9 protein-coding genes are annotated in these 13,160 nt (G+C 48.9%); 7 read left to right on the top strand and 2 right to left on the bottom strand.

The window, feature by feature from the left end:
* Positions 1-76 precede the first annotated feature (76 nt).
* Positions 77-3,775: a cobaltochelatase subunit CobN gene (gene cobN / locus AC5JLB_RS16075; RefSeq protein WP_495874840.1), complete on the top strand. Its 3,699-nt coding sequence runs from the start codon at positions 77-79 to the stop codon at positions 3,773-3,775.
* Positions 3,776-3,855: 80 nt separating this feature from the next.
* On the top strand, positions 3,856-4,590 hold the full coding sequence (locus AC5JLB_RS16070) for a cyanoexosortase A system-associated protein (protein ID WP_495874839.1): 735 nt from the start codon (positions 3,856-3,858) through the stop codon (positions 4,588-4,590).
* 283 nt (positions 4,591-4,873) lie between these two features.
* Here the strand turns inward: AC5JLB_RS16070 and AC5JLB_RS16065 are convergent, their stop codons facing one another.
* Positions 4,874-5,818, bottom strand: a complete 945-nt coding sequence (locus AC5JLB_RS16065; RefSeq protein ID WP_495874838.1) for a manganese catalase family protein — start codon at positions 5,816-5,818, stop codon at positions 4,874-4,876.
* Between the two features lie 529 nt (positions 5,819-6,347).
* Here AC5JLB_RS16065 and AC5JLB_RS16060 point away from each other — a divergent pair.
* The 5 genes from AC5JLB_RS16060 (at position 6,348) to uraH (ending at position 12,672) form a co-directional block, all read left to right on the top strand.
* Positions 6,348-8,339 (top strand): DICT sensory domain-containing protein, encoded by a 1,992-nt coding sequence (locus AC5JLB_RS16060; protein WP_495874837.1) that lies wholly within the window; start codon positions 6,348-6,350, stop codon positions 8,337-8,339.
* A gap of 99 nt (positions 8,340-8,438) precedes the next feature.
* Positions 8,439-8,861 (top strand): photosystem I reaction center subunit II PsaD, encoded by a 423-nt coding sequence (locus AC5JLB_RS16055; protein WP_495874836.1) that lies wholly within the window; start codon positions 8,439-8,441, stop codon positions 8,859-8,861.
* Between the two features lie 223 nt (positions 8,862-9,084).
* Complete coding sequence (trpE, locus tag AC5JLB_RS16050) at positions 9,085-10,617, top strand: anthranilate synthase component I (protein WP_495874835.1); 1,533 nt, start codon at positions 9,085-9,087, stop codon at positions 10,615-10,617.
* A gap of 508 nt (positions 10,618-11,125) precedes the next feature.
* A complete protein-coding gene (gene hpxO, locus AC5JLB_RS16045) occupies positions 11,126-12,313 on the top strand; it encodes an FAD-dependent urate hydroxylase HpxO (protein WP_495874834.1) in 1,188 nt (395 codons plus the stop codon).
* A complete protein-coding gene (uraH, locus tag AC5JLB_RS16040; protein ID WP_495874833.1) occupies positions 12,313-12,672 on the top strand; it encodes a hydroxyisourate hydrolase in 360 nt (119 codons plus the stop codon). Before hpxO ends, uraH begins: the two co-directional genes overlap by 1 nt.
* 238 nt (positions 12,673-12,910) lie before the next feature.
* Here uraH and AC5JLB_RS16035 read toward each other — a convergent pair.
* Positions 12,911-13,160, bottom strand: a 250-nt coding sequence (locus tag AC5JLB_RS16035; RefSeq protein ID WP_495874832.1) for a hypothetical protein, incomplete at its 5' end; no start/stop codon positions are given.

The following is a 13,160-nucleotide window of genomic DNA, read 5'->3' as shown; positions in this document are numbered from 1 at the left end:
TATCGCCACCTGACTGATTGCATCTGCACCGTCATTTCTACCGTTAACCTGCGTTCCCCAATCTACAAATTATTTTATGCATCGTTTAGCGGCAATTCCCGGCGGTTGGAATCCTGACACAGAAGGCGTTGTGTTTATCGAACAAACGCCCGCTCCGATCGTTATCTTGACTGCTGCCGATACCGAAATTCAAACCCTAGCCAAAGCGGTTTCTGACTTGCCAAAGGGCTTTCCGGCGGTGCGTGTTGCGAACTTGTTGAATCTGCAACAACAGCTAACGATCGATATCTACGCTGAAGACGTTCTAGACCATGCAAAAGTAATTGTGTTGCGATTGTTGGGCGGACGATCGTACTGGTCATACGGCTTAGAAGTCGTTAAAGAAACATGCGATCGCAGTGGGGCGGCGCTGATCGTGTTGCCAGGGGACGATCGACCTGATCCAGATTTGATGAGCCATTCTACGCTGCCACTGTCGGTGACCAATCAGATTTGGCAGTATTTTACAGAGGGCGGCATTCAAAATAGTCAGAATGCGCTTAAATTTCTTGCTAATGCTTGTTTGAACCGGGATTACGAAGTCGTTTCTCCTAGCGTTGTACCAAAGGTTGGACTATATCAATGGCAAGAGGCTAAAACCACATTAATAAGTTGTCCTAAAGCTGGAATTTTATTTTATCGAGCGCATTATCTTTCTGGAAACACAGATGTAATCGATGCATTGTGTCAGGCATTAGTAAATTGTGGTTTAACTCCAGTTCCAGTGTTTGTGTCGTCGTTGCGTGATCCCGACGTTCAAGCCGAACTGCTAACTTATTTTCAATCAAGTATTTATGTCTTGCTCAACACCACCAGTTTCTCAATTTCTTCTCCATCATCCCCATCCGATTTTTGGAAAATGCTTGATGTTCCCGTACTTCAAGTCATTCTAAGCGGCGGTACGCTTGAACAATGGCAATCGAACTTTCAGGGGCTTTCACCACGGGATACCGCGATGAACGTAGCGCTTCCCGAAGTGGATGGACGAATTATTAGTCGAGCGGTTTCGTTTAAGACGGTGCAAGCTCGTCACCCCGAACTGCAAACGGATGTTGTCACCTATGAGCCTGTGCGCGATCGCATCCAATTTGTTGCTGATCTAGCTGCTCATTGGACTCGACTCCGCCAAACTCCTGTTTCTGACCGAAAAATCGCGCTAATTCTAGCGAACTATCCCACTCGTGACGGTCGCCTTGCAAACGGTGTTGGATTAGATACTCCTCAAAGTTGCGTAGAGATTCTAAAATCGTTAGAACAAGCGGGCTATACCGTTGAGAACATACCAGAGACATCAGATGAGCTAATCAAACGATTAACACAGGGAATTACAAACGATGTAGAAGCAAGAGAATTAAGAGAAATACAGCAACGAGTATCGGTAGAAGAGTATCAAGAATATTTTGCAACGTTACCCGACTTGGTTCAAAAAGGCATTTCAAATCGCTGGAATGATTTAACTGATCAAGAATTTCCAATCGCAGGCATTCAGTTAGGGAATGTGTTTGTTGGCATCCAACCCGCACGTGGCTATGATCTTGATCCATCGTTAAATTATCACGCTCCAGATTTAGAACCCACACATTCATATTTGGCATTTTATTACTGGGTGCGATCGCATTTTCACGCGAACGCCATTGTGCATGTAGGCAAACACGGAAACCTAGAATGGTTGCCGGGTAAAAGCATTGCGCTTTCTGAGAATTGCTATCCCGAAGTTGCAATCGCCGCCCTTCCTCATCTCTATCCGTTTATCGTCAATGATCCGGGTGAAGGTGCTCAAGCCAAACGTCGTGCTCAAGCCGTGATTATTGATCATCTAACGCCACCCATGACTCGCGCGGAACTGTACGGCGGCTTGCAAAAGTTAGAAGCGTTAATTGACGAATACTACGAAGCGCAAAGTTTAGATCCAACACGATTGCCCGTGATTCGCGATCGCATCATTGCTTTAGTGCAGCAAGAAAACTTAGTCCAAGAATTCGCGATCGAATCCGTCGATGATCTGATTACAAATTTAGATCGCTATCTTTGCGAACTCAAAGAAGCCCAGATCCGCGATGGATTACATATTTTTGGCAAATGCCCAGAAGGGCGACAACTGCGGGATTTAATCATTGCGATCGCTCGTCATCCTCAACCTGGACGCCTGGGATTCACCCGCGCTTTAGCAAAAGATTGGAACCTAGACTTCGATCCGCTAACGGCTGATCCAGCAGAAGCGTCAACAGAGGTAATGTTGGATCGCGACTGGAGAACGGTTGGAGACGCGATCGCCGCGTTGGAAGACCAAGCGGCTAACATCATTGAAAGATTGTTAGCCGATCCTCAACTCAAATCCGTACCGCCTCACTTCCAGCATCTTCATCCTGAACTCCACTGGATTCAAACTACACTTCTTCCTGCCCTCCAAAATACCTCCCAAGAACTCACCAATCTCCTCCACGGCTTAGACGGCGGCTACATCCCTGCTGCTCCTTCTGGCGCACCTACACGCGGACGCCCGGACGTTCTTCCAACCGGACGTAACTTCTACTCTGTGGACATTCGAGCCATTCCTACTGAAAGCGCTTGGGATGTCGGACGCAAAGCCGCAGAAGCCCTAATCGAGCGGTACACGCAAGAACACGGCGACTATCCCAAAACTCTTGGACTTTCCATGTGGGGCACATCGACGATGCGAACAGGTGGCGATGACCTCGCTGAAGCCCTAGCATTATTAGGCGTTCAACCTGTTTGGGATGGCGCATCTCGTCGCGTCATTGACTTTGAGATTTTGCCTCTATCGCTTTTAGGTCGTCCTAGAGTCGATGTGACGCTGAGAATTTCTGGATTTTTTCGAGACGCTTTTCCTAACCTGATTAGTTTGTTCGATCAAGCCATAATCGCGGTTTCTAACTTAGACGAACCTGCTGAACAGAATCCACTCGCTGCAACCGTTCAACAAGAAGTTCAAAATTGGCAAAAACTGGGACTCACTCAAGACCAAGCGGAGGAGCGATCGCGCTTCCGGATGTTTGGCTCAAAGCCTGGAGCTTACGGTGCTGGACTGCAAGGACTGATTGAGGCGCAAAACTGGACAGACGATCACGATCTTGCTCGTGCATATATTAACTGGAGCAGTTACGCTTATGTTGGCTCTGGTGTTGCTCATTCTGCTTCAGAAGCATTTGAAAATCGGTTGCGAGATATGCAAATTGTTTTACACAATCAGGATAACAGAGAGCATGATCTATTAGATTCCGACGACTATTACCAATTTCAAGGCGGGTTGACGGTTGCCGTGCGATCGCTTCAAGGTAAAAATCCTGCAACGTATTTTGGCGATCATGCCTTGCCAGAAAATCCAAAAGTGCGATCGCTCAAAGACGAAATCGCCCGCGTTTATCGCTCTCGTGTGGTCAACCCCAAATGGATTGCGGGAGTCATGCGCCACGGTTACAAAGGCGCATTTGAAATGGCAGCAACAGTGGATTATTTATTTGCTTACGATGCCACAACGCAATGTGTTGAAGATTATATGTATCAAGGTGTAGCTGAAGCGTACGTTTTCGATTCGACTGTGCAAGCCTTTGTGCAGCAGAAAAACCCGTGGGCACTGCGAGACATGTCAGAGCGATTGCTAGAAGCCAACCAGCGAGGCTTATGGCAACACGTGGATCAACAAACGCTAGATCACCTTAGAGCGATCGCGCTGCAAGCTGAAGGCGAAATCGAAAGCGCGACCAATCCCCAGTGATTCTGTCCGGAGAACCTCAGGATCGCTCGATTAATTGAATAAGGTGAATTCAACTACCATCAGTTGTCTCAACGCAGGACATGAAACACGGGGAACGGCTTCAAAACGGGATGTTAACGATCGTACTGGGTGCAAGCGTTCTTGCGATCGCAAAAACCTTTATACCAACCGATACTTTATCAACCCAAACATCAACCTACGCCTTTCCAGCAAACGTCTCAATTCCAGGCTGGCAGATCCTTCAGAGTGATCCAATCGCTGTGCAGCGAACCATCAGCCCCGCTTTGGTGTCTCGATTGGATGAATTCACGATCGCGGGTCGTCACTACCAATACTTGCGTCAGGACATCCCAATTTCAGTTGAGACACGGTATCTGATGAGAGGCTATGTAGACGTGCCTTCGATCCTTCAAGAGTCTACCCTTACGCTAAATCAACCCGAATTTTTGATCCGCGATCGCGCAGGGGTCGGCACCTATGTTTTGTTTTATGAGCAAGGAATTCCGCACCTCAGCACTTGTATTGCATCCCACGGTAAAACTTTAGTCCGAGACAGCGAGTTTCGCCGCCATGAAACCTATCCATCAGTGGTGATAAAGCGTTTACTTCCGTGGGTGCTAGGACAAGCTCCTCTACGCGATACCCGTTGCCTGTGGATTAATATTTCAACGACTGCTCAAGGTGCAAAACAAGGTTCTAGTGCGTCTTCGGGGAAATCGATCGCAGTCTCTCAGAACTCTGCACCGCCTGAGCTAGAAGCGGCTTTGGCAGAATGGGTGCAGAAATGGCAGAATCATTTTCCAAATCCTGATTAGCAGCATCACTATCACTAAATCTGCTAACTGACAGTGTTGTAGACCTAATGAATCAGCTTCAATTCCGGTCGTAAAGACACGATTAATAGAGTCTTTACAAGGTTAGGAGGATTATGTTTAATCCTCCTAACCTCAACTTTTTACAGTGCGTTGTTGTATCGATCCTCTGTAAGCAAAGAAATTGGGTAGGAATCAAAGAGCCTGGGAAAGAGGTATTGCCCCACTAGACTCAGCAAACATAGACTGCTCTAACTCCTAACTCCTGATGTTTTAACCCTGCCTACTACTCTTGACCGCCAGGAGTGATCCGATCCACCGCCTCAACCACGCGATCGACGATGTTCGGTTTTTTGGTCGCAGTTTTCTGGATATCCTCTGGCTTCATGGGCGTACCATGCAAGCGCGGATCAGGCTGTGGTGGTTCGGGTTGTGGACCTATAGGCTGCGGATCGGCCACATATTGGAACTCACCTTTGCCATCCATAGAAGGTCCTTTTGCCCAACGACCTTCGGCGCTTTCTTGTCCTTCAGAGTGGTTCCAGAACTGATAAGCATGCTCGTTTTTCCCGTATTCGTAAGCGATGCTAGGAACAACGGTCTCCCCAAATCCTTCACTTTGCAGATCTTCGATCGCGGCCAACCACTGGTTTTGGTGCATCGTGTCGCGGGCAATCATGAAACTGAGATGGTCTTTCACACCTGGGTCATCGGTCATTTCATACAACCGTACAGCCTGCATGAGACCTTGAGATTCCGCATGAAGATTAGAACGAAAGTCTGCTAACAAGTTGCCGCTAGCAACAATAAAGCGACCATTCCAGGGGAAACCAACGCTATCAGCAGGCATGGCACCACCACCAGCAACAATTTCGTGCTGGGGGTTCATTGCCGCCATAATCACGTCTCGTGGGTTTGTGCCTCCCATAACCGCCCCGACTACAGGATCTTTTGCACCTTCTTCTTGCATTTTGATCGGTGCTTTGTCCAGTAGATGGGCGATCATCGTGGAGAGCATCTCCACGTGACCAATTTCCTCAGTCCCAATGTCCAGCAACATATCTCGGTACTTAGCAGGTCCGCGACAGTTCCAGCCCTGGAATAGGTACTGCATCATCACGGTCATTTCCCCGAAGCTACCGCCGATGAGTTCTTGCAGCCTCTTGGCATAAACCGGATCGGGATTCGTTGGTGGAGTAAAGTATTGTAAACGTTTTGTGTGATAAAACATTAAAATCTCCTTGACTTAAATTTCTGCGTTTGATATGCTGCCAGACGAGAATAAAAAGCGTCTGTAGCAACACTTAGCGCGCCACTTTATTTGGCTTGGCGTCTGTTTCATTCCTTCTTCCTAGGTAACTAGCTAGACGTTTTTTGTGCGTCACTCTTCAGTAAGACAAGAGCGCACCTAATTTGATGTAGAGCATCGTCTTTAATCTGTTGTTAGCGATACGTTGAACAACGCTTCAGGACAAGATTAGGCAGCAATGACGCTGCAACAGCGCAAGCTTTCACAAGTAGATTTAATCAACGGTGATGATTCAGTAGATTTGCAAATTCTCAATGTGCGATCGCACCTAGTTGAGGGGCAATGCCTGCTGATAGTGTTCGCTTTCGATTGCGTCGAGCATTTTGTGTTTTCAACAAATTGCGTTACAGAGTTTTACAGTATTTCCACCTTATGAAGCTCAACCCGCTAGACTATCATCACCCGCTTACTTATCTGCCAAGATCGATATGATTGGCTCGTAACACGATTAATGATCATCTCCGATTCCGTCCTGGATGCCCTGCTCAAAGCGCTTCCTCAGATGCATCCCCAAATGTATTTCAAATCTTCCATGACGGCTCTCTCTCATGCCATGGAAGACCAAGTCTTGGCGGGAGACGATCATCCACTGGTCATTGCGAGCTTTCAGCGAGAACGGTTTTATCGGCAAGAGGCACATCGCTACTTACGCATTTCTGAACGAACGGATCAAGTCTACGTTCTAGCTGCTCCAGAAACCGATTTCACAAATCAATCGAATCACTATGAAACGATCGCTTTTGAGCCAAAAGACGCGCTCAGCAAGGAGTGGCACCTGGTCGTTTTAGGACAGCAGTACGCCTCGTGTTTAATTTGCAAAGAGCGAGAATTGCCAGAACTGCGGACTGACACTCCTGAATTACATGTCGATCAGGCTCGGCGCTTTGAAGGAATTTGGACGTTCGATCGCGCAATGGTTTGCAAAGCAGCCGAATTGTTACTGCACCGAATTGCCCAGTACCGCCCGGAATTAAAATCTAAAACAGATGGCATTCTTGAGCACATTGAAACCGAAGCGCGCTCAGGTGGCATTCATGTTGACCCGGCTCCCTTTGCGCAGCGATTGGTGACGTATCTTCAGGCAGGACAGTACAAACTGACAAAAGCCTACCGCTCGATCGCGGAGCAAGAACGAAAAGAGCGATTGGTTAACCTGATTACAGCCGCTGTGCGGCGATCGCTCAACCCCAACGAGATTCTCCAAGTAGCAGCGACGGAACTCGGACAGGTATTAGGCGTAGGTCGGTGTTTGATTTATCGCTGTAAAGCGATCGACACCAGCGCCACGCTTGATCATGAATATCTCGGTTCTGTCTGCGATGAGCCTGTGCCGTCCTTGGCAGGTCGAACTTGGACGCTGCAAGGCAATCCGCTGTTTGAGCAAGTGGTGCAGGAGCAAGAACCCGTCTACATTCAAGACACTCAAGCCGATGACCGACTCTCGGTGATTAAAGACGGAGAATTCACGATTCAAGCCCTAGCGCAAAGGTGGCATATTCGCTCGTGGTTGATGGTTCCGGTACTGCATCAAAATCAACTTCTGGGCATGGTAGAGCTGCATTTCTGCAACCCAACACCCCACGAACTAAATGAGCATGAACTAGAGATGATCGAAGCGATCGCAAGTCAAATTGGCGTCGCTTTAATCCAAGCCGAAGCGTTCGAGAATCTAGAAGACCTCAACCAGCAGCTAGAAGCCCTCGATCGCACGCGCAGCAATTTGATCGCCATCACCGGACACGAACTCCGTACCCCCTTATCGACCATCCAGGTTTGTTTAGAAAGTCTTGCCAGTGAGCCTGACATGTCGCCTGATCTGCGGCAAGTGCTGTTAAATTCCGCTCTGACGGACGGGGAGCGAATGCGGAAGCTCATTCAAGACTTCCTAACGCTCTCACGCCTAGAGAGCGGACGCGTCGAATGGAGAATGGAGCCTTTGCCCCTTTGGGAATGTGTTGATCTCGCCCTGAGCAGCGTTCAAGCCCGCCGATTTGCCGATCCAATTCCACAAATTGTGACCCAACTTTCGACCGAGCTACCTTTAGTGAAGGTCGATGGAGAATGGCTTGTAGAAGTGTTGACCAAGCTGTTAGACAATGCCTGTAAATTCACCGATCCTGACGGCAGAATTACGATCGCAGCAAAGCGCATCGGCAGCAAGATGCTAGAAGTCACCGTCTCCGATACAGGACGAGGAATTGAAGCCAACCGGCTGGAGACCGTCTTTGATCGCTTTTATCAAGAAGAAGGCGCACTGCGTCGCACAACCGGAGGAACCGGACTTGGACTGGCGATTTGCCGTCAAATTATTACCAATTGGGGCGGACGAATTTGGGCAGAATCGGGGGGTAAAGATCGTGGCAGTCAGTTTCACTTCACCATTCCCACGGTGTCGCTCGAAGAACAGCAGTCAATGTCCACTCGCCGAAGACGCAATCACTAGAGCACTCGGCATTCCTCTCCTATTAACAACTATTACAGTTTCGACATTGAAGTAAACCCTCGGTGATAGGATGCCTAAAAACGTTTAGAGCGAGACCTTATGTCAGAAACTCTTAAAGGACAAGCTCCATTGTTTGGTGGCAGCACAGGCGGACTGCTTACCAAAGCCCTAGTAGAAGAAAGATATGCCATTACCTGGTCTAGTCCCAAAGAACAGGTTTTTGAGATGCCGATCAGTGGCGCTGCAAAAATGCGTCAAGGTGACAACTTACTGTATTTAGCTCGCAAGGAACACTGTCTTGCCCTCGGTGGACAACTTCGCACGAAGTTCAAAATCACCGATTACAAGATCTATCGTGAATTCCCCAATGGCGAATTGCAGTATTTGCACCCTGCAGATGGTGTATTCCCCGAAAAGGTAAATCCTGGTCGCGTTGCGGTCAACAGCGTACCGCGCAACATCGGTGCTAATGGAGAACCCGTTAGACTGAAGTTCAGCAGCAAGAAAACCTACGATCCCTAAATCACACGTTTTCTAGTTGACATCATTTTAGGAGCCATCTCAGAGTTTCTGCTCTGGAGTTTGGCTCCTAATTTTTAGGGATGAGGGATGAGAGATGAAACAGGACGTTTGAGTTCTGTTAGGGGTGTGTTATACCCTAAACTTTGCAACTTCTATTTTTCATCCCTCATCCCTCCTTGCGTCAGCGTTGCCGTAAGGCGTCCCTCATCCCTCCAAAAATGTTATGATCTTTCCAGACTTGTCTCAATTCGCAGAACTTGCGAATCAGGGAAATTTTGTTCCGGTCTATCAAGAATGGGTGGCGGATCTAGATACCCCAGTGTCGGCCTGGTATCGAGTTTGTGCAGGACAGCCCTACAGCTTTTTGTTGGAATCAGTGGAAGGCGGAGAAACGCTTGGTCGCTACAGCTTTTTGGGCTGCGATCCGCTTTGGGTATTAGAAGCACGAGGCGATCGCACGACTCAAACTCAGCGGGACGGAACGCAGCAGGTCTACCAAGGTGATCCGTTTGATGCGTTGTCTCAATGCCTTGAGTCGGTTCACCCCGTGAAGTTACCACAGCTACCGCCTGGAATTGGCGGGCTGTTTGGGTTTTGGGGCTATGAATTGATTCAATGGATGGAGCCACGAGTTCCGGTTTATTCTGCGACTGAGAATGACGTGCCAGATGGGTTGTGGATGCAGATCGATAACCTGCTGATTTTTGACCAGGTGAAACGGAAGATTTGGGCGATCGCATATGCCGATTTGCGCGATCCGAACGTGAATCTAGAGACGGCATACGGGCAAGCCTGCGATCGCGTCTCTCAACTTGTGGGCAAACTCCAGTCTCCCCTATCCGAGCAAGCCCATCTGCTGCCGTGGAAAGCCCCAACGCCTGAAACAGCAGCACTTCAGTGGACAAGCAACACTACGAAAGAGCAATTTTGCGCCAACGTCGAGAAGGCGAAGGATCACATTCGAGCAGGTGATATTTTTCAGGTGGTCATCTCTCAGCAGCTATCGGCAGAGTATAGCGGTGAGCCGTTTGGACTGTATCGATCGCTGCGGTTGGTCAATCCTTCACCGTACATGGCGTACTTCCACTTTGGCGACTGGCAGATTATTGGATCGAGTCCTGAAGTGATGGTAAAAGCAGAGTTAGCCAGCGATCCAACTCAGCCGAAAATTGCGACCGTCCGCCCGATCGCGGGCACACGTCGTCGCGGCAAAACTCACGCAGAAGATGTGGCGTTAGAAAAGGATTTGTTGGCTGATCCAAAAGAAGTCGCGGAACATGTGATGCTGATTGATCTCGGTCGTAATGATTTGGGTCGAGTTTGCATCAACGGTTCGGTTCAGGTAGACGAACTCATGGTGATTGAGCGCTATTCTCACGTGATGCACATTGTCAGTAACGTCGTCGGTCAACTATCGCCAAGTAAAACCGCTTGGGACTTGCTCAAAGCCTGTTTTCCAGCAGGAACGGTGAGCGGAGCGCCGAAGATTCGGGCAATGGAAATTATTCATGATCTCGAACCCTGTCGCCGGGGCGTTTATTCTGGCGTCTATGGCTATTACGATTTCGAGGGACAGTTGAACAGCGCGATCGCGATTCGTACTATGGTGGTTCGATCGTTAGGCAATGGCAAACATACGGTCAGCGTTCAGGCGGGAGCAGGTCTAGTTGCCGATTCTGTACCCGAAACGGAATACGAAGAAACGCTGAGTAAAGCGCGAGGCGTTCTAGAAGCGATTCGTAGTTTGATGCATTAGAACAGATCTGCTGCATTGGAATTAGATCTGGTTTCAGCCAGATCTAATTCCAATGCAGCAGTCTTGTAGAATTTTGGGCATGAATTTAACGCGATCGCGCTCAGCGTTCCGATCGCGACACTCCGATCAGCGGCACTGTTTGAGAATCGATCGATTCAAGTAGAGACCATACTTGACTCACTTAAGCGACGGACGATTGACGCGCATGTTTAACATAAGCCGCGATCGCTAGTACCGCGAAAGGAGATATTTACTGCAATGGCCTCCGAACAGAAGCAGAAGCTTTTTGTGAATCAGAATTTGATTGCACTAGCCGATAATTAACAGCAATTCTGTAGATGTGGTTAAAATGATTCCAACAGAAGTCAAAAAAACAAACGAGGAAGATCGCTCAGCAACTCAACTCTCCAAACCGGAATTGTCCAGTCTGAACTGCTAAAGCATCCACTGTTGCCAACAATACAGAAAGAATTTGATTGGCACCAAATCCAAATCGGGAGAGATTGCTGTGGAGAACTTAAAAGTCATCATCATTGGTGCAGGAATGGGAGGACTCACGGCTGGAATCGCGCTTCAGCAAGCAGGATATAGCGTTGAGATCTACGATCGCGTCAAAGAACTCCGTCCCGCAGGTGCAGCAATTTCGCTGTGGTCAAATGGCGTTAAAGTTCTCAACCGACTCGGATTGGGTCACGCGATCGCACAGGTCGGCGGACAAATGGATCGAACAGCGTACTACAGTTCCACCGGTGAACCGCTGACTGATTTTAGTTTGCAGCCGCTAATTGACCAAGTTGGGCAACGCCCTTACCCAGTCACCCGAACCGAGCTACAACAACTATTACTCCGTGCGGTTGGAGTGGAGACGGTGCGACTCAATTCTAAATGCCTAAACGTTGAGCAAGATGAGAAGGGAGTCACCGCGTTCTTTGAAGACGGGCATCAAACCACAGGTGACGTGCTAATTGCAGCCGATGGAACCCATTCGGTATTGCGTAGCTATGTTTTGGGCTATCCAATTGAGCGTAATTATGTCGGTTACGTTAACTGGAATGGATTAGTCCCCGCAAGTGAAGATCTTGCCCCTAAGAACAGTTGGGTGCTGTATGTGGGTGAACACAAACGAGCCTCGCTGATGCCTGTTGGACGCGATCCTTCGGAGCTTGGCGGAGGCGATCGCTTTTACTTTTTCCTTGATGTTCCGCTCCCCAAAGGTACGGTGAGCCGGCCTGAAACCTATCAAGAAGAACTGTTCAGCTTCTTCAAAGGATGGGCATCTCCCGTTCAAACCTTGATTGAACGACTCGATCCGACGACAACCAGCCGGGTCGAAATCCATGATGTTGATCCGTTACCGACGTTAGTGCGGGGTCGAGTTGCGTTGCTCGGAGATGCCGCCCACGGCACTGCACCCGATGTAGGACAAGGAGGCTGTCAGGCACTGGAAGATGCGTTGGTTTTAGCAAATTATCTACAAACTACCAATGTGAGCGTAGAGGATGCACTCAAGCGATATGAAGCGGCTCGAATTGATCGGGTCGCTGACATCATTCAACGTGCTCGCAAACGGTCTGATATGACCCACGGTAAACAGCCAGAAAAAACGCAGCAATGGTATGAAGAACTAAAGCGGGAAGATGGCTCTAATATTATGGCTGCGATCGCCAACACAATTCTAGGTGGGCCGCTAAACTGATGGGCAAACTTACCACTCACGTTTTAGACACGGCTTGCGGATGCCCGGCGGCTGACCTGAGGATCGAACTCTGGTGGATCGATGAATCATCGGGCGAGAGAACCCGCCTAACAACCACGACGACAAACTCGGATGGACGCACCGAGCAACCCCTGCTCGTTGATGACGCCTTCCAGCCCGGAACCTATGAGTTGGTTTTTGCGATCGGAGATTATTTTGCTAAAGGAAGCCATGACTTGCCGCATCCACCGTTTCTAAATCGGGTTCCGATTCAGTTTAGTGTTGCCGATGCCACGGCTCACTACCATATTCCATTGCTGGCTTCTCCTTGGGCTTACAGCACCTACCGAGGCAGTTGATTTGCCTTTGTCCTGCGGCGGCGCAGATGACCATTGGCAGAACGGACATCGATCCGGTTAATCCAGCTTGCGCTGGGGACAATGTTAGGGTTCAATCAACGGGATGAATCATTTCGTTTCACCCTATTTTTTCTGCTTGTGTCGCTCCAATCCGGCCTTCTATGAAACTTTATCAGCCTGTTGTCACTCAGTGAGAAATTCGACCCTTTGCAACCAGAATTATGATTCAGCGCAGCGTCTAGTTTCCGCAGGTCAATGTTCCTTCTTTCGTTCCGTTTGGTTTGGCTTGCACCACGACTTTGGGCTGTTGTCCTGGATAGCAACGCACTAACACTTTATCGCCACTACGAGTCATGTTCAAAACATAAACGGGTTGACCGTTCAGCGTTGCTGGAATGATTTGTGGGGCAATCGGTGCGGTCGCAATTGCAGGCACTAAGGAACGTGGATTAAATAAGACCGGCGGAAAAGGGAAAGGTGATAGGCTT

The organism is Myxacorys chilensis (assembly GCF_059505265.1).
The sequence above is the reverse complement of the archived record's forward strand: the minus strand, read 5'-3'. Positions and strand labels throughout refer to the sequence as shown.

Coding starts and splice junctions, on each gene's coding strand:
- cobN (WP_495874840.1), top strand. CDS start 77: ATGCATCGTTTAGCGGCAATTCCCGGCGGTTGGAATCCTGACACAGAA.
- AC5JLB_RS16070 (WP_495874839.1), top strand. CDS start 3,856: ATGAAACACGGGGAACGGCTTCAAAACGGGATGTTAACGATCGTACTG.
- AC5JLB_RS16065 (WP_495874838.1), bottom strand. CDS start 5,818: ATGTTTTATCACACAAAACGTTTACAATACTTTACTCCACCAACGAAT.
- AC5JLB_RS16060 (WP_495874837.1), top strand. CDS start 6,348: ATGATCATCTCCGATTCCGTCCTGGATGCCCTGCTCAAAGCGCTTCCT.
- AC5JLB_RS16055 (WP_495874836.1), top strand. CDS start 8,439: ATGTCAGAAACTCTTAAAGGACAAGCTCCATTGTTTGGTGGCAGCACA.
- trpE (WP_495874835.1), top strand. CDS start 9,085: ATGATCTTTCCAGACTTGTCTCAATTCGCAGAACTTGCGAATCAGGGA.
- uraH (WP_495874833.1), top strand. CDS start 12,313: ATGGGCAAACTTACCACTCACGTTTTAGACACGGCTTGCGGATGCCCG.